The sequence below is a fragment of the Carboxylicivirga sp. genome, assembly GCF_982718395.1.
In genome coordinates, this window is the sequence record NZ_CEXQWX010000119.1 from 1 (window position 1) to 18301 (window position 18301).

Consider the following 18301-nt stretch of genomic DNA (forward strand, 5'->3'; position numbering starts at 1 on the left):
AATCTTTTTCTATATTTCTTAGTCATTATTTTAAATTCTAAATAATTATCCTTGATTGTTTGATATTTACGTAAATTATTTAGACAAAATATTTTTGATTGAATGACATCCTATACAATTACTTACTCTAATAATTGAAAAAGATTACCTTTGCGCTTTACTTGAAATTTAAAGACTTATGATTCAATCGATGACCGGTTATGGGAAAGCAGTTTGTGAGCTTCCCAATAAAAAAATTAGCATTGAAATTAAATCTCTCAACAGTAAGCAATTAGACTTAAACACTCGCTTACCAAACTTATACCGGGAAAAAGAAATTGAAGTAAGAAATTTATTAGGAAAGGCTCTTTCACGTGGCAAGATTGACCTTAGCTTTTATGTTGAAGCAGCCACTTCTGACAAAATTACAAAGGTTAATCAACAGGTTATTGCCAATTACCACCAGCAATTAAAAGCCGTTGCCAATGAATTGGGACTGGAAAACTCTACCGATTATTTAAAAGTTATAATGCCACTGCCCGACACTGTAAAAGTTGAGTTGGCTGAACTAGATGAGGAAGAGTGGATAGCTATTACCAGGACATTGAACGATGCAATTGGCGATATAATTGATTTTAGGAAACGGGAAGGTCAGGCTCTTGAGGCAGATATAAAAGAACGTATTGAAACTATTGATACTTTACTGAAAGAGGTGCCTGCATACGAAGAACAGCGAATTGAAAAGATAAAAACCAGAATACGGGAAAACCTGGAAGAACTTGGTCAAACCAATAAAATTGACGAAAACAGGTTTGAACAGGAGATTATATTTTATCTTGAAAAACTGGATATAACAGAAGAAAAGGTTCGATTGAGCAACCATCTCGAATACTTTAGTGAAACCATTCAGGATGCAAATCCGGTTGGTAAAAAACTTGGTTTTATCACACAGGAAATTGGTCGTGAAATAAATACTCTTGGATCCAAAGCCAACGATGCTGAATTGCAGAAGATTGTCATCCGCATGAAGGATGAGTTGGAAAAAATAAAAGAACAAATTCTAAATATTCTGTAAGCCACTCACACTCTCCCATAAGAAATGAAAGATTTCTGTTATCACACAACTGTTAACAAAAAAGACAAACAAGGAAAGCTAATCATCTTTTCTGCGCCTTCAGGTGCAGGAAAAAGCACCATTGTACAAGCCTTGCTCAAAAAAGGATTTGATCTTGAATTCTCAATATCAGCCACCAGCCGTGCCCCACGTGGCAACGAACAAGATGGTAAAGAATACTATTTTTTAACACCTGATCAATTTAAAGCCAAAATAAAAGAAGAAGCTTTCCTTGAATGGGAAGAAGTATATAAAGATACCTTTTACGGTACATTGAAAAGTGAGGTGGAACGCATCTGCTCAGCAGGTCGTAACATTGTATTGGACATTGATGTCATTGGTGGTATCAATATTAAAAAGATGTACGGCCACAAAGCTCTTAGCTTATTTATCCAACCTCCATCCATTGAAGAATTAAAAAAACGTCTTCAGAGCAGAGGAACTGATTCGGAAGAAAAAATTGCAATGCGTATTGCCAAAGCTGAAAAAGAGATGACCTACTCAAAAGAGTTTGACCGGATTATTGTGAATGATAACCTGGATCAAGCCTTACTAGCAGCTGAAGAAGTGCTAACCGGATTTTTAAATAATTCGTAACTGTGAAAAAAATTGGTTTATTCTTCGGTTCTTTTAATCCGATTCATATCGGACACCTTGCACTGGCCAATTATATGCTTGAATTTGAAAATCAGGATGAGATATGGTTTGTGGTAAGCCCGCAAAATCCGTTTAAAAGGAACGATCATTTAATTAGTGCCAACATCAGGCTGGAAATGGTCAGTCTGGCCACCAACAAACAAACTGCTTACCGGGCAGAAGATATCGAATTAAGCTTACCTATACCTTCTTATACAATAGACACACTGAAGGCTTTAAAAAAGAAGCATAGCAATTGTGCATTCAGTATCATAATGGGAGCCGATAACGTATTACGCCTTGATCAATGGAAATCAGCCGATGAAATTATAAAAGAGCACCGTATTTTAGTTTATCCACGACCGGGTTATGTTGTTGATAATAGCTCACTACCTTTCAACTGCAAACTCACTAATGCGCCAATGATTGAGATTGCCTCGTCAGATATCAGAAAGTGGATTAGTGAAGGAAAGAATACGCCTTACCTTCTTCCTGAAGCAGTTTTCAACTACATTCAGTCAAAAGGCTTATATAAATAAATGGCCGGCTGGCACTTTTGCCCCCGACCATTCATCCATAACTAAAGGTATAAACTAATATTATTTCTTTAACACAATGTAAACCGGAAAGTGGTCACTATATCCACCATCATAACGACTTCCCACATAAGTGCGGAATGGATAGCCTTTGTACTTGCCTTCCTGCTCTTTCAACATTTCATGATCATGCACATATGCTCCTTTAAATCGCAAACCATCTTTATTGTCCAAAAAACTTTGTGTTAGAATAATCTGGTCAAACAAATTCCAAACACCACGATAGCAAAGTGTTCCTTCCCCATTCTGATGTTTTTCTGCATATGGATTAAATAAATTGCCATCTTGCAATTCTGCCTGACTTACTGCTCTCAATTCATCTTTAATACTGACATTATGTGGATCATCATTTAAGTCACCCATGATCACAATTTTGGCGTCACTGTTAATAGTCTTTAAAGAATCGACTATTGATCGACATAACTGAGCAGCTGCTTTACGTGAAGGTCGGCTTCTTTCTTCTCCTCCATAACGTGAAGGCCAATGATTAACAATGATATGTAACTCTTCAGTCAGTAATTTTCCCGATACCAATAATTGATCACGAGTATATATTCGTTCATTATCTTCCTGGTCATAAATTAATAAAGGAATGGCTTTAACCGTTTCTACTTTAAATAATTCAGGACGATATATTAATGCCACATCAATTCCACGCTTATCCGGCGAATCCTGATGAACGATATTGTAACCTAAATCAGAAATATTCTCATGGGCAACCAATTCCTCAACTACAAATCTGTTTTCTACTTCACAAAGTCCAACAATTGCAGGACCGGGCGCTCCAATAGTATCACCAAGCATACTGATCACCTCAGTCATCATTGCTAACTTATCTGAATAGCGCTCACCTGTCCACTCCTTTCGCCCATCTGGAGTAAATTCCTCATCTCTTACATCAGGAGAGTCAATCGTATCAAATAAATTTTCAAGATTATAAAAACCGATGACAACCTGTTCATTAGCCTTCGAACTTTTATCATTGCCAGATGTGCAGCATGTTAAAAGACCTAAAGCACTAATTATAAATAGGAAATATCCAACTCTTAACATATACTTTTGAATTTTACGGCCGAAAAATAGCAAATAAGATCAAACAACACAATAATACCTCCTTATTTTCAATGTATTATTTCTAAAACCGTATCCAAACACGAATCAAATGCCGACCTATTGGTCTATTTAATAAGCATTTAATTTCAAATTTCATTTAAGCATTAATATTCAAATGATAAAGATGAAAATTGGTATTGCCAGTTTTCCATTTTTTTTGTCAATTTGCAAAGTTGCCTCAGAACGCAAGGCAACACTGTTTAATATCAATAAAACAGAACGTTACGTTTTTATTACTATTCATTAAAATGGGTAAAGTTTTAATTATTGGAGCTGGCGGTGTTGGTACCGTTGTAGCTCATAAAATGGCATCATTGCCAGAGGTTTTTACCGATATAATGTTAGCAAGTCGTACCAAAAGTAAGTGCGATGCTATTGCTGAACGTATCGGAAACAACCGCATAAAAACGGCTCAGGTTGATGCCGATAATGTTCCTGAATTAGTTGATTTGATCAACAAATTTAAACCGGATATAGTTGTTAATGTAGCATTACCTTATCAGGATTTAACCATTATGGATGCCTGTCTGGAGACTAAAACAGCTTATCTGGATACTGCCAATTACGAGCCTATCGACGAAGCCAAATTTGAATATAAATGGCAATGGGCTTATCAGGAACGTTTTAAAGAAGCAGGCATTACAGCCATCCTCGGTTGCGGATTCGATCCGGGTGTAACAAGCATTTTTACTGCCCATGCGGCCAAGCACCATTTCGACGAGATTCAATATCTGGATATTGTTGACTGTAATGGAGGCGACCACGGAAAAGCTTTCGCCACCAACTTCAATCCGGAAATTAACATCCGAGAAGTAACCCAAAAAGGTAAATACTGGGAGAATGGCCAGTGGGTTGAAACTGAACCACACGAAATTCACAAGCCCTTAAATTATCCAAATATCGGTAAGCGCGAATCATACCTTATTTATCATGAAGAACTGGAATCTTTAACTAAGAACTTTCCTTCATTAAAACGTGCCCGTTTCTGGATGACTTTTGGTCAGGAATATTTAACACACCTGCGTGTGATACAGAATATTGGTATGGCAGGTATCGAGCCTATCATGTATGAGGGTAAAGAAATTGTTCCAATCCAATTCCTGAAAGCTGTTTTGCCTGATCCTGGTGATCTGGGTGAAAACTACACTGGTGAAACATCCATTGGGTGCAGGATAAGAGGTATGAAAGAAGGTAAGGAAAAAACTTACTACGTATATAATAATTGTAAACATCAGGATGCCTATAACGAAACGGGTGCTCAGGGTGTAAGCTATACAACCGGTGTACCTGCTACAATTGGTGCAATGATGTACTTACAGGGATTATGGAAAAAACCCGGTGTATTTAATGTGGAGGAGTTTAATCCTGATCCGTTTATGGAGCAGCTAAACAAACTCGGCCTGCCATGGGTTGAACAACAAGATGTAGATATTGAATTATAATATTTGAGAATTAAAAGCTGTCGGACCAGACAGCTTTTTTTCTGAAAGTCTACTTAAGGATCGTATCTTTATTGACGTAGCGGAAATAAAGATACGATCCTTAACTTTGATGGCTGTTGATAATACATTTTAGTACTTTGCCAATCAGTATTCATATTTTTCAACGCGTATTGCCCCTCAGCCCATCATTATTGACAATTTTCAATCGTTATTGGTACTTGCCCATCAATTATTAGCTCTCGACCATTAAAGGACAACAATCATCCAACCCTTCTTGTCAATCAACCAGTCCTTATTGATAGTTTTCCATCGCTGGTTAATATCAAACCACTAAAGGATACCAATCAACCATGGCTTATTGGTTCTCGACCAGTCGTTATTGACAATATTCCACCAATTATTAACTCTCAACCACTTGGTTGAACTTCAAGCACCATTGGTCAAACATCAATACTTTGTAGTTACAAGCCGATATCCGGTGGTCGATTACCATTGATCAATGATTACAAAAGATCAACACAACTCAAGTATCAATTCGTAATGTTTTGAATTATCTTACTTACTATTTGACATTTTTATTTGGTATTTAATTTTATTTTATTACTTTTGAACCAGAATTACAAACAAATTACTCCATTACTAACTAAAAACATTAATTGTCATGTGTGGATTTGCAGTTTATACAGGAAGCGACAAAATGGACAAACTGAAGTTTGCCCGCGAGTTTAAGAAGATCCAATACAGAGGACCGGATAACTCGATTACAAGAGATTTTGAAGATGACGGATGGATGGGATTCCATCGCTTAAGCATCATGGACGTTTCTGCAAATGGTAATCAGCCTTTAGTTTATAAGCACATTAATTTAGTATGTAATGGAGAAGTATACAATTACAATGCGCTGCGAGCTAATTATGAGCAATCATTTGAGTTCAAATCAACCAGCGATTGTGAAGTAATCATTCCCCTGTTTCTGGAAAAAGGAATTGAAGAAACGGCTAAAGCATTAGATGCAGAATTTGTATTTGTCATTTATGATTCGGTAGCTAAAAAATACTTTGCAGCCAGAGATCCAATTGGTATTCGCCCATTGTTCTATGGTCACTCTAAAGAGGGTGAAATCATGTTTGCCAGCGAAATGAAGTCTTTAATTGAGATGTGTGACGATGTTAAACCATTTCCTCCAGGACATTATTACGATGGTGAATCTATCAAGCAATATCGTGACATTGCCAAGGTTGAAAAGTTTGTCGACCACGAACAGGATGAGATCTTTATGAACATCAACCATTACCTGACCAAAGGTATTGAAAAGCGCTTACACGCTGATGTACCTGTTGGATTCCTGCTAAGTGGTGGTCTGGATTCCAGTTTGGTTTGTGCAGTTGGAGCTCGCATGCTGGATAAGCCTATCCGCACCTTTGCAGTAGGTATTGAAGATGATCCGATTGATACCAAGTATGCTCAAATTGTTGCTGACTATCTGGGGGCCGATCATACAGAGGTATTGTTTAAGAAACAAGATATTTTTGATTCATTAAGTCATCTGATTTATTGCATCGAAACCTATGATATTACAACCATCCGCGCATCAATGGGGATGTATATGGTGTGTAAATATGTATCTGAAAATACCGATATCAAAGTGTTGATGACCGGTGAAATCAGTGATGAGATTTTCGGTTATAAATACACTGACTTTGCTCCAACACCTGATGCTTTTCAAAAGGAAGCTGAAAAGCGCCTGAAAGAGATTTATATGTATGACGTATTACGCGCAGATAGAAGCATCTCCTGTAACGGACTGGAAGCCCGCGTTCCTTTTGGTGACCTGGATTTTGTAGAATATGTGATGAGTATTCAGCCGGAGAAAAAAATGAACTTCACTGGCATTGGAAAATACTTACTGCGTAAAGCCTTTGAAGGTGACTATTTGCCTAAAGATATTCTTTATCGCGAAAAAGCGGCTTTCTCAGACGCAGTTGGCCACAGTGTGGTTGATTACTTAAAAGCTTATGCAGAGGATATGTATAGTGACGAAGTGTTTGAAGCAAAAAAGGCAAAATACGAGCACGCCACTCCAATTTCAAAAGAATCATTGATGTATCGTGAGATATTTGAACAACACTTTGCTGGCCGAAGTCAAAATGTTAAAGATTTCTGGATGCCAAACAAGGAATGGGACAACTGCGATGTTAACGATCCTAGTGCACGTGTACTTCCCAACTACGGTAAAAGCGGAGAATAACATTCATTAGCCATAAAAACAAAAGTCAAAAAAGCCGAACAACCACAATTGCTGTTCGGCTTTTTTATTCTTAGATAGATATCCTATTTCAAGTCAGCTTCCCTGAGAAAACGAATTAATTCAATATGGTGATAGACTGACTTACCTCTTTGGCCTTTAGGTTCAATTACCGGATTATTGTTTTCGTCTACCTTAGCCCATTCACCACCCAATTCTTTATCAATAAATGTGTTAAAATAAAAATCATAGATCTGCTTAAACTCTGATTGATATTCCTCCTTTACAAACGATAAAGCAATAAGTGCTTCACAATGTTGCCACCACGATTTATACTTTGATACAACCTGGTTATTGTGCGGATTGATGTTTTCAAAAAAACCATCTCCTATCCCTTTAGGACTCCAAATCGGTTTATTTAATGTTGTCTGAATTATTCTCCTTGCTAAAGATTGATAATTACGTCTTTCTTCGCTTGATAAAAAAGACCAGTTCTTGCTGCGTAAAAGTAAGGCCGCAAATTGAAAATTATGTCCGGGCGAAACCACATCTGAATCCGAAAAAACAGGTTCCCACCTGTCATTAAAACGCAGGTTGACCCATCCCAAAGAATCATTCCATACCGCTTTATAAGCTATATCCAAGTGTTCTTTTATTACTTTTTCATACACTTCCCTGTTGTCGATATCGGCCAGCCATAAATTACCCATAAAAGCAGTAATCGGGTACATGAGCGATTGCAACGTTTTCGAACCAGAAACACCACCCTCTCCTATTTTATAATCGGCGTAAAAACCTCCGTTCTCTTCATCCCTGAAGCGCTTTATCAACAAACTGGCATTTTTCCTGATAAAAGGTAATAAGTCTGGGTTATTCCCAACTCTGTATAACTCTGATAGTCCACAAAGGCCATAAGCCTGCTGCCAAATATCAAGATAGTCTCCGACAGATTGCTCTTCACCATTTATTGTTGGAATAAAATAAGTACCCAAACTATCGTTACCAATCATATTACTTATCTGAAATCCGGCCATTCTATTAGCTCTCTGTAGATAATCAGGATTAGAAACCGACACATAAGAGAGTCCATAAAGCATTCGGCTGAAAGCAACCGTATGAATATCATCTCCTGTTACCTTACCTTTTTCGTCCACATCGGAAAGATAAATACCTTCTTCTTTGTCAAACGCATTTTCAAAAAAGTGGATGGATTGGGTTATTTGTTCGTTAAGAAACTCATCGGGTAAATTTTTCTTAACACAACCAACTATACACATGCTACCAATGCTTAGCAACAGAATAACTCGATTTATTGATTTCATCTTACGCATATTTCAGACAATTTTATCACTTAATTTCTTTTACAAAAGACGAATATACACTAATAATACTCTTATAATAAGCCCTTTCCCAAACTTAAAAATTTCAAACGTTTGCGTATAAAAAAACATTTTTAGCAACCTCCACCTCACCACTTTTTTTTGTTTATTTGCGAAAAAATCAATCGTCATGCCTATTGATTACTCAAAGATAAAAACGCCTTGCTATGTGCTGGACGAGCAATTGTTTCGTAACAACCTTAAACTGATTAAATCGGTTCAGGATCAGGCAGGGATTGAAATTATAATGGCATTTAAGGCCTTCTCGATGTGGAGTGCCTTTCCGATAGTTACAGAGTATATTCCAAAAGCAACGGCCAGTTCCATTCATGAAGCCAGGCTTGCTTTTGAGGAAATGGGGTCAAAAGCCCATACCTACTCTCCCGCATACAAAAAAGAGGATTTTAAGGAACTGATGCGCTATAGCAGTCATATTACTTTTAACTCTTTATCTCAATTCGAAGCCTTTAAAACAAATCTGAAACAACATCCTGATAAGATTTCTGCCGGTTTGAGAATCAATCCGCAGTTCAGCGATGTAGAAACCGATTTATATAATCCATGTGCACCGGGTTCACGACTTGGAGTTATTGCTGAACAGCTTCCAGATGTTTTGCCACGGGAAATTGAAGGTTTACATTTTCATACTTTATGCGAATCGTCATCATACGATCTTGAGAATACTTTAAATGCTGTTGAAGATAAATTTGCAACATACTTGCCGCAAATCAAATGGCTTAATATGGGCGGTGGTCACCTTATGACCCGCAAAGGATACAACACCGAACATTTAATACAACTTTTGAAAGCTTTTAAGGAGAAGTGGAACTTTCACATCATTCTGGAGCCGGGAAGTGCCTTTGCCTGGGAAACTGGTGATTTGGTTTCTTCGGTTATTGATATTGTTGAAAACAAAGGCATCCGAACAGCGATACTTGATGTATCGTTTACAGCGCATATGCCCGATTGTTTGGAGATGCCATATCAACCCAAAGTAACGGGTGCCGATCAGGGAATTACAGAAGGGAAATATCATTACAGACTTGGAGGTAACAGTTGTCTGGCTGGTGACTTTATGGAATATTGGTCATTCGATAATGAGCTCAAAGTTGGAGATCAAATTATTTTTGAAGATATGATTCATTACACCATGGTTAAAACCACCATGTTTAATGGTGTACCTCATCCTTCTATTGCCATTTGGAACGACAATAAAGGATTGAAGGTGGTGAAGGAATTTGGTTATGAAGATTACAAAGGCAGATTAAGTTAGTTGGGATAAATTTCCCCTGCTTTTCATCCTTGCAGGTATACTTATGTCCAAAATAGCTTCATTAATTTGCGTTAGATATAAATAAAAAGCTGTCCGGCACAGGCTGAACAGCTTTTATATATTAATCTTCCAGAAGTTTAGTCCCACCGGTTACCAGACGAAATTGATAGTTTACCCGCTCCGGTAAAGAACAGTGTAAGTGCTCCAAACAGGTATAAGCCTAACAATTCTATTCCCCAACCACCATGCTGATTTAATGTAAAGATATCACCTGAATGTACAAGGAAAATAGCTGTAAGTACATTAAATACATAAACCAACGTTGCCAATCGCGCTCGGAAGCCAACAATGATTAATAAGGGAGCTACTATCTCACCAAGATATACACCATAAGCAATAAAAGCAGGTAAACCAGCTTCACTAAGCATGCCTTTGATAAATCCAAGTCCTGAAAGTTTAGCAAGTCCATGCAACAGCATTAATAATCCAATCGATAATCTTAAAACAAGTAATCCTAAATCTAAATTTCTTCTCATATCGCTATTGTTTAATTAGTTCTTCAACTTTTGCAAGTACTTCATTTTTATTGAAATATCCTGAAACAAAGGGGATTATTTCTCCATCAACCTCAACCAATAATGTTGGATAACTTCTTGCCAAACTGCCTGAAGCATCAAACTCTGCCTCTGTAGCTTTAATATTATCAGGCTTCATCCACATATTGGAAAACTGCATTTCATCGATGTTTAGTTGCTTTAAAACGGGAATGTAGGACTCCAACTTATCCAAAGGATTACCATTTAAAAAGATGGCTTTTTGCACCTCCTTTGCAAACTGTAATGACTTCTCCGGAGCCAATTGTTTAACTAGTACAATTGCGGCTGAAGGTTCCAAACTACTGAAGGTGTATTCCGGATTATTAACCAAATTATAAAAACCTTGCCCTACAACTGCACCAGTAACCTTTTCCATTCGTGGTGAGTGAGTTTTGATAAAATGATTAAGTTCCTCCCCTCCAACAGGTGCATTTGCTCCAAGCCACATTCCTCCAACCATAATTTCAATATTAGCTCGCTCCTGAAGTTGTTCTTTAAGCCAGGAAATATTCTCACTGTTTCCATAACACCACCCACAATATGGGTCCATTACATATTTCACTTCTATCATGTTATTGTGCTTTTGAGACCATGCTGATATATTGAATAAAAATAGCAACAGCCCTATTCTTGTTATTAAATTCATATACAGAATCTTTTCTTTTGCATTGTTAAGAAAACTACTACGTCTCAAACACAATAATTCTGAAGTGGTTCAATAGGCGCTTTCTATTAACAAAGCCTTAACAACTGTGTTACTTTACCGGTAAGCACCATGGCATTAGACAAAAAAAATCCGTAACCAAAAAGTTACGGACTTTATTATTCATTGGCTATATTGCTATTTAATAGGGTATTTCCAGAATAACTGCTCAATCAGATCATTGGTTGATTTTGTTCGCCTCTCACCTCCTGACGGCTGGACGATTCCTTCGGCTCTTCCTTCCCAAATAAGTTGCTTTTTACGAACATCTATTAAACTCACAAGCAGAGTACCTTCTTTATATTTATTAACGTCAGTTGAAGTATACCATCCGCCCCAACCATAGAAATAAGGTCCATAACCACCATAATGGGTGTTAGTAACAACTGTTTTTTCAACAGCCGTAACATAGCCATTTACTAAAAGATCAGGTTGCTCAGATAATACATAACCTCGTTTCTCCATCTCTGTCTTAATCGCATTCTTAATCCTGCGTTTATCCAAATCATTGACTTTAATTTCGTCAAAGCTTTTACTAAAATTAAATGACTGATATCCTCTGAAATCTGCTGAAGGATCCCAGTCTGCAGTTGTTCGAACTGATGAACAAGCTGTAAAAATCATGGCTACAATAGCTAAAAACATTATTCGTTTCATAATCAGTCTGTGTTTATATTAATTTTCAAGTCTTTTAAACTTAAATCATCTATCTACCTCTGCCAGCTGGCCTTGTTGCAGGTCTTGCTGCCGGCCGTGTAGTTGGTGTTGAAGGTCTACTCCAATTCTGCCTGAAGCTCTCATTCGAACGATAGTTATTATACCTTACCGATGGACTGGTCGGACGTGTTGCTGGTCTGGTCGTCGGCGTTGAAGGTCGCGTAGAAGGCCTTGTTGCAGGCTGAGTCGCAGGTCTCTGACTTGGCTGACTTGGACGCGCTTCCGGTCTTGTTGTTGGACGGGTCGTTGGGCGCGTTGCAGGTCTCGTTGTCGGACGCTGAGCAGGTTGTGTTCCTGGTCGAACAGCCGGCCTTTCATTTGGCCATTGTTTAGGAATGATCTTCCCTCGGTTATTATCGATCCTTGCCAGGTTAGCTCTGTCAATATTGATATTATTATTGATATTAACATTTACTGTTCGATTAAAATTATAATACGAACGTGGATGTCTGTGCGAATGACGATAATAATGATATGATAGGTGAGGATATCTGTTCGGATAATAACGATGGTGCCATCCTACATACCAATATGAAGGCATTCCTATAAATACGATCCTGCCGCCACGACCATAGTAAAAACCAGTATGATAATACCAAGGATAAGGTCGCCAATACGGATAACCGTACCAATGTGGATAACCATACCAATAAGAATAATGATTAACATTAACTACCTCAACCTCTTGTGTTACCGGATCGGTAATATTCTTATTAGCCATTTCTTCTGAAGCAAACTGCTCAGCAGCATCAAGCATCTCCTGGTATGCTTCCGGATCTTCCTCTAATTTCTTTTCGTAATCAGCTAACTCTTTTGCTTTCTGATCTTTAATCTTATTATGCAACTCTTCAAGTTTCGAATCCATTTCAGATGGATATTTCTGATAGACACTACCAGCCAGACGTGTAAACTCAAGGTTATCTGCCATTGTAGATAATATCTCCGGTGTATCAATCAATCGTCTAATACTTGATTGATATGCATCATCATACTTCGAGATTAAAGTTTCAAAATCCTGCTTTGTTTTATCATTTAAATGGTCAATTGATGACAAGATTTTATATTGCCTACGCCCATATTTTAATGCAGCCTCATGAATTTCTTCAGGATAAGACAAAATAATGTTTTGCACATCACTTTTCTTAGGTTTTCCCTGAACTGTCAATTCCTTAATTAAATCAGGATAACGACTTAGCTCGTATATACCAAACTGGGTATCACGATCTAATTTTTCTATGATTTTCTCAAAAGCAGCTCTTGATTCCTGCTGCATACTCTTCATCTTCGTCAGAACTTCAGGATGTTGTGCAGTAATTAAAATATCTTTTCTGACGGCGGCATCATAGCCAGCCAATCCATTTAGCAAAGTACTGTCTTCCTGTACTACTTTTTTAAATTGCTTTACATCTGTTTGACCATTTACTACGAAGAAAAAACAAAAAAGTAAAAAGGTCGATAATCCTCGAAACAGAAGTATTTCATTTTGCTTACTTATTCTCATAATATTCAATTTTAGTCAGTTAGTTACTTGTTTCAGGTATAATTTTCAAAAAATATGCCACAATGAAGGTAAACAAAAATCACCTGTTGCAGAACATATGAAAAGATTATTTGATAAGTCAGTACTAAAAAACTATCCTCATTCGTTCATTAAAAACGATAGTTCATACATATGGTCTGATATTAGCAGCATACACTAACTCATATTATCTATATTTGTATAAGAAAAAAAGAAACTAAATTGAAAACAACCACCCAACCAAATAACCTTGCTGTAATCACCGGACCCACCAGTGGAATAGGAAAGACTTTTGCAATTAAACTGGCACAAAAAGGATATGAATTATTACTGATCGCCCGCCGTGAAACAAAACTCAAGGAGCTATCTGATTATTTAAGTAAAGAGTCAAATGTAAAAGTTCAATATATAGTTGCTGATTTATCGAAAGAAGAAGACATTTCAAAAGTTGAAAAACACATTTGTCAACTGAATAACATCAAACTACTCATTAACAATGCTGGTTTTGGTTTGGCAGGTTTCTTTATGGAAATCTCGCTTGAAGAACAGCTAAGAATGTTAAACGTACACCTGACAAGTACCATACGATTTAGTAAAGCTGTATTACCAACTATGATTAAACAGCAGTCGGGATATGTCATTAACCTGGCCTCCTTAGCTGCATTTATGGAGTTACCAGGCAGTGTGATGTACACAACGACCAAGGCTGCTATTATTAAGTTTTCGCAAACACTTCAAAGTGAAGTTTCGCGTTATGGTATCAAGATTCAGGCACTAAGCCCGGGCTTTACACCAACAGCATTTCATACGTCCATTCGCCGTAAAGCAGAATTCGTAAATCATGTACCTGACTTTTTATGGACTCCTGTTGAGAAAGTGGTAGATGCATCCCTTATGAATCTGGATAACAGAAAAGTTATCTGTATTCCAGGTACCATGAATAACCTAATATTTTGGTTGAATAAATCTCAGTTAATATCAAGGTGGATGCAATATATTGCCAGCAAACGTCAAAAGAAACAGCTGGAACAGGTACCTGCGGGACAGATTCTCGAGGAGATATAAAAAATAAAAGGAGCAATTATCTACTCCTTTTACAACTAATATTGGTCGTTTATTTCTATTTCCGTTCTAACAAAACAACATTTTCAACATGATGTGTATGCGGAAACATATCAACAGGTTGAACCTTTGTAACCCTGTATCGCACGTCAAGAAGATTTAAATCCCTTGCCTGCGTTGCTGAATTACAACTTACATAAACAATGCGGTCTGGAGCAGTTGTTAATATAGTCTGAACAACATCTGCATGCATACCTGCTCTTGGCGGATCTACTATCATCACATCGGGATGTCCCTGTTTTTTAATAAAGTCAAAATTTAGGACATCCTTCATATCTCCGGCAAAGAAGGAAGTATTATCAATCTGGTTAAGCTCAGAGTTTACTTTCGCATCTTCAATGGCTTCAGGAACATATTCAACCCCAATAACTTTTTTAGCCTGAGCAGCCACGAAATTAGCTATTGTGCCCGTACCAGTATAAAGATCATAGACTACCTCATTCGATTTAATATTGGCAAAATCCCGGGTTATTTTATATAACTCATACGCCTGTTCTGAATTAGTCTGATAAAAAGATTTAGGGCCAATCTTAAATTTCAAACCTTCCATCTCTTCAAAAATATGATCACGACCACTGTAAAGAATTATATCCTGATCGGTTATGGTATCATTCTTTTTTGAATTGATAACATACATCAACGATGTAATTTCCGGGAATAGATCAATCAAATGGTTCAATAATGCTTCTCTGTTTGCCTTATCCTCATGGAAAAGTGTCAGGATAACCATTAACTCACCAGTTGTTGCAGTCCGAATAATCAATGTACGTAAAAAGCCTTCCTGTTTTTTAAGATCAAAAAACGTCAGGCCATTATTTAAAGCAAATTCTTTTATGGCGAGACGAATTGCATTAGATGGATCTTTTTGCAGGTGGCATTTCTTCACATCTTCAACCTTATCGAACATCCCCGGAATATGAAATCCTACTCCATTGCGATGTTCAATTGGTTGTTCGCTTTTCAACTCCTCCTCCGATAACCATCTGTTATTGGAAAAAGTAAACTCTAACTTATTGCGATAAAACTCAGTTTTTTCAGAACCCAGTATAGGCATTGTTTCTGGCAGATCTACCTTACCGATACGTAGTAAGTTATTAAGTACCTCACGTTCCTTATATTTCAATTGATGCTCGTAGGGCAAAGCCTGCCATTTGCAACCTCCACAAACACCGAAATGCTCACAGAATGGCTCTTGACGTATTGAACTATATTCATGAAAATATACCGGAAATCCCTCATAGTAGTTTCTTCGTTTTTTTGTTACCTGAACATCAACTACATCACCAGGTACCGTCTTTTGAACAAAAACCACCCTGTCTTCAACACGGCACATGGCCTTTCCTTCTGCTGCTACATCTGTTACAGTTACCTTTTTTAAAAGAGGTTTGCTTTTTCGTGATCGTCCCACTGTTAATTTGTTTTTTCGGGCGCAAAATTAACCAAAAATGACGATAAATACGATTAAAGTGTTTGAAATGGCCCTTAGCTTGTATCAAACTTCAATTATCCCAGATATGTCATTTCCAGAATTATAATACCATGATATCTTTTAATAAGAAAGAATGGTATTGTTTAAATGATTATTTTTGCTGTTTCAAAAAAGCAAAACATTAACCGAAATTATTTTTTAATGGAACAAAAAGTATTGACTTACAAAGAAATTGACTCTTCTATCTTAAAGTCATTGCCGAACCCAACAGGTCAGGCTTATGAAATTAAAATTAAGATACCTGAGTTTACTTTTCTGGGTGTAAAAAACCAGCCTGACTTTGCTGACGTATTCATCACCTTTTATCCAAAAAAGCGAATTATAGAGCTAAAGTCGTTAAAGGAGTACGTTCATCACCTGCGAAATATCACGGTCTCTTATGAACGTTTAATCAATGTTTTTTACGACCACCTGATAGAGGTTTACGATCCTGAACGAATCCGTGTTACCATGATATGTAACCCGAGAGGAGGTATCAGCTCAAAACTAACTGTTGATTCTGATTGGAAAGTACGTGGTGGAAACGAAAAATTCAGTGATTGGAAAAATAACCTGGAAGACACCTGGCAAGTAACCATGTAAAGGTATAAACGATAAAAGAATAAAGGCGACCATTGGTCGCCTTTATTCTTTTATTTTAAATTACTCTCATCAAAAGGATTATCTTCGAAAGAACTCGGTGATTGTTGCGCTGCCGCTCCTCTTGGAGGATCAGGTGGTTCTGTCTCACTTGTCATCAATACGAGTGATATTTCCTTATCAATCTGATAAACCTCTAATTCGGGGCTGCAATATTTCTTTTTATTTTTTAATTCCATTACTAATACTCGCAAATATAACTACTTAATAAATAACTTGTGTGTAAATACCCCTTCTTTTGCAATAACTTTTAGAAGTATAACACCATTTTGTGGTGCCAAAACTTTATTTAACACATTTGAATTAAGAGATGTTTGCAATAGTTTCTTTCCTCCAATATCATATAGTTCCAGCTTTGGTTCTTTCAAATCAGGAAGTTGAATGTATATATCTTCATTCTGATTATAAACATGAATATCATTAATTAGAAGACCTCCTACATTTGTTGTAACACTTGGTGTAACATGAATCACAAACCTACCATTGTTTTTACCTGCTGTCGTTTCGAACTCATACCTATCACCTGGAAGCATAATCGTTGTCGTACTACTATCATTCTTAATTTCTTCAAGCTTTATTTCAACATCTTCAGAAAAATTTTCTAAAGCAGACAACTCAATAAAGTAAGTTCCATCTTTGTCTGCCTTGTAACCAATATTAATTGCGCGTCCACCTTCAAAATCATCATAAGCATTAATGGCTAATTCATCAGATGAATCAATTGTATATAGTTCCAGTAATGAATTATCTTTTGACACAAACCGTTTTTCAGACTTGTATGTACCAGAACCACTAGAGACCTCACTTGAGAAAGCGATAAGCGTTTCATCCTTTTTATTATCAGAATTTACGCCGCTTAACCTAACTCCCGGCATTTTTTTCTTTTCAGACTTCAGATAAGTGTATCTTGATGTTCGCTGTGCCGCTTTGGGGATTGTAACACTTCCACTTGTTTCATTAATATCAACCTGCACCCACACAGCATGAAGACTTGGAATATGACTTGGATTATCAGGATCAAGATTGACATCACCCGAACCATTATATACACCATATTGTCCAGTATCGATTATCCTCATATAAAAATGATCATACATTTCTGAAGATTTTGTTAATGCATTCCAGTCAATAGCTGCAGGATAAGGATTACCAAGTAAGTTCCATCCGTAGTTATTATATGGAGATGTTACCCTTTCACAATTTAAGTTATATGAAGATGCATTATTAATTGAACCTGAGAACACAAGATCAGTTCCGGCAGTTGACCAAACAGAATAGCCCTCCGCACTATTAAACTGGTCAGTTGCATTCATTGTGACCCATCTCGTATCAGGAACAAATTGATAAGCATTTCCATTAATGCCAATACTCTGAGGAGTGGCTCCAGATACCGGACTCGAAATAAAATAATCATACGGTTCTGAACTTATTTGCTGGTGAATCTTCACCTCTGAACCCGGATTAAGATTTAGAGTTCCATTATTAAGAAAAGTTGCATTACCTGTTGACGGATCATTTGAAGACTGTAATTCAAATAAATCAGAAATATTTAATGTTCCTCCGACTGATATCACAACATTAGCTCCAGCTGCAATAATCATGCTATTAACTGAAAGTGTTCCTGTTATATCCGGATAGAAATTAGTACTCTCATTAACAACTCCAATCATTGCACTAAATGCGCCTACAGGAGTACCATCCCAGTTAGCTGTAACTGAAACATCAGAACTAACCGATCC

Annotated in this window: 17 protein-coding genes; 8 read left to right on the forward strand and 9 right to left on the reverse strand. The window is 37.1% G+C overall.

Annotated features, from left to right (window positions below):
- Positions 1 to 178: 178 nt before the first annotated feature.
- Genes AC4MRQ_RS18315 through nadD form a run of 3 tightly spaced genes read left to right on the forward strand, consistent with a single transcriptional unit; the run spans position 179 to position 2268 of the window.
- On the forward strand, positions 179 to 1054 hold the full coding sequence (locus AC4MRQ_RS18315) for a YicC/YloC family endoribonuclease (protein WP_491199155.1): 876 nt from the start codon (positions 179 to 181) through the stop codon (positions 1052 to 1054).
- A gap of 24 nt (positions 1055 to 1078) precedes the next feature.
- On the forward strand, positions 1079 to 1690 hold the full coding sequence (gene gmk / locus AC4MRQ_RS18320) for a guanylate kinase (protein ID WP_491199156.1): 612 nt from the start codon (positions 1079 to 1081) through the stop codon (positions 1688 to 1690).
- 2 nt (positions 1691 to 1692) lie between these two features.
- Positions 1693 to 2268 (forward strand): nicotinate (nicotinamide) nucleotide adenylyltransferase, encoded by a 576-nt coding sequence (gene nadD, locus AC4MRQ_RS18325; RefSeq protein WP_491199157.1) that lies wholly within the window; start codon positions 1693 to 1695, stop codon positions 2266 to 2268.
- 60 nt (positions 2269 to 2328) lie between these two features.
- On the opposite strand, the gene AC4MRQ_RS18330 is transcribed toward nadD, so the two are convergent.
- Positions 2329 to 3378, reverse strand: coding sequence for an endonuclease/exonuclease/phosphatase family protein (locus tag AC4MRQ_RS18330; RefSeq protein WP_491199158.1), 1050 nt, complete (start codon positions 3376 to 3378; stop codon positions 2329 to 2331).
- A gap of 308 nt (positions 3379 to 3686) precedes the next feature.
- Here AC4MRQ_RS18330 and AC4MRQ_RS18335 point away from each other — a divergent pair, with 308 nt between their 5' ends.
- Complete coding sequence (locus AC4MRQ_RS18335) at positions 3687 to 4880, forward strand: saccharopine dehydrogenase family protein (RefSeq protein ID WP_491199159.1); 1194 nt, start codon at positions 3687 to 3689, stop codon at positions 4878 to 4880.
- Positions 4881 to 5541: 661 nt separating this feature from the next.
- Positions 5542 to 7128, forward strand: a complete 1587-nt coding sequence (gene asnB / locus AC4MRQ_RS18340) for an asparagine synthase B (protein WP_491199160.1) — start codon at positions 5542 to 5544, stop codon at positions 7126 to 7128.
- Positions 7129 to 7211: 83 nt separating this feature from the next.
- Here asnB and AC4MRQ_RS18345 read toward each other — a convergent pair whose 3' ends face one another.
- Positions 7212 to 8447: an AGE family epimerase/isomerase gene (locus tag AC4MRQ_RS18345; protein WP_491199161.1), complete on the reverse strand. Its 1236-nt coding sequence runs from the start codon at positions 8445 to 8447 to the stop codon at positions 7212 to 7214.
- 187 nt (positions 8448 to 8634) lie between these two features.
- Here AC4MRQ_RS18345 and nspC point away from each other — a divergent pair, with 187 nt between their 5' ends.
- On the forward strand, positions 8635 to 9777 hold the full coding sequence (gene nspC / locus AC4MRQ_RS18350; RefSeq protein WP_491199162.1) for a carboxynorspermidine decarboxylase: 1143 nt from the start codon (positions 8635 to 8637) through the stop codon (positions 9775 to 9777).
- A gap of 137 nt (positions 9778 to 9914) precedes the next feature.
- Here nspC and AC4MRQ_RS18355 read toward each other — a convergent pair whose 3' ends face one another.
- The 4 genes from AC4MRQ_RS18355 to AC4MRQ_RS18370 all read right to left on the reverse strand — a co-directional run bounded on the left by AC4MRQ_RS18355 (position 9915) and on the right by AC4MRQ_RS18370 (position 13294).
- The gene (locus AC4MRQ_RS18355) at positions 9915 to 10313 is read right to left on the reverse strand and encodes a DoxX family protein (protein WP_491199163.1); all 399 of its coding nucleotides are present in this window, start codon (positions 10311 to 10313) and stop codon (positions 9915 to 9917) included.
- Positions 10314 to 10317: 4 nt separating this feature from the next.
- Positions 10318 to 10944, reverse strand: a complete 627-nt coding sequence (locus tag AC4MRQ_RS18360; protein ID WP_491199164.1) for a DsbA family protein — start codon at positions 10942 to 10944, stop codon at positions 10318 to 10320.
- A 270-nt stretch (positions 10945 to 11214) separates the two neighbouring features.
- On the reverse strand, positions 11215 to 11733 hold the full coding sequence (locus tag AC4MRQ_RS18365) for a DUF4136 domain-containing protein (protein ID WP_491199165.1): 519 nt from the start codon (positions 11731 to 11733) through the stop codon (positions 11215 to 11217).
- A 49-nt stretch (positions 11734 to 11782) separates the two neighbouring features.
- Complete coding sequence (locus AC4MRQ_RS18370) at positions 11783 to 13294, reverse strand: DUF3300 domain-containing protein (protein ID WP_491199166.1); 1512 nt, start codon at positions 13292 to 13294, stop codon at positions 11783 to 11785.
- Between the two features lie 240 nt (positions 13295 to 13534).
- Here AC4MRQ_RS18370 and AC4MRQ_RS18375 point away from each other — a divergent pair, with 240 nt between their 5' ends.
- Positions 13535 to 14377 (forward strand): SDR family NAD(P)-dependent oxidoreductase, encoded by an 843-nt coding sequence (locus AC4MRQ_RS18375; RefSeq protein WP_491199167.1) that lies wholly within the window; start codon positions 13535 to 13537, stop codon positions 14375 to 14377.
- A gap of 55 nt (positions 14378 to 14432) precedes the next feature.
- Here the strand turns inward: AC4MRQ_RS18375 and rlmD are convergent, their stop codons facing one another.
- Positions 14433 to 15842, reverse strand: coding sequence for a 23S rRNA (uracil(1939)-C(5))-methyltransferase RlmD (gene rlmD, locus AC4MRQ_RS18380; protein WP_491199168.1), 1410 nt, complete (start codon positions 15840 to 15842; stop codon positions 14433 to 14435).
- Positions 15843 to 16064: 222 nt separating this feature from the next.
- Between rlmD and queF the strand changes: the two genes are divergently transcribed.
- Positions 16065 to 16505, forward strand: a complete 441-nt coding sequence (gene queF / locus AC4MRQ_RS18385) for a preQ(1) synthase (protein ID WP_491199169.1) — start codon at positions 16065 to 16067, stop codon at positions 16503 to 16505.
- A gap of 50 nt (positions 16506 to 16555) precedes the next feature.
- Here queF and AC4MRQ_RS18390 read toward each other — a convergent pair whose 3' ends face one another.
- Both AC4MRQ_RS18390 and AC4MRQ_RS18395 read right to left on the reverse strand, forming a co-directional pair.
- On the reverse strand, positions 16556 to 16756 hold the full coding sequence (locus AC4MRQ_RS18390; RefSeq protein WP_491199170.1) for a hypothetical protein: 201 nt from the start codon (positions 16754 to 16756) through the stop codon (positions 16556 to 16558).
- 6 nt (positions 16757 to 16762) lie between these two features.
- Positions 16763 to 18301 (reverse strand): T9SS type A sorting domain-containing protein (locus tag AC4MRQ_RS18395; protein WP_491199171.1); only part of this gene is annotated, 1539 nt, incomplete at its 5' end.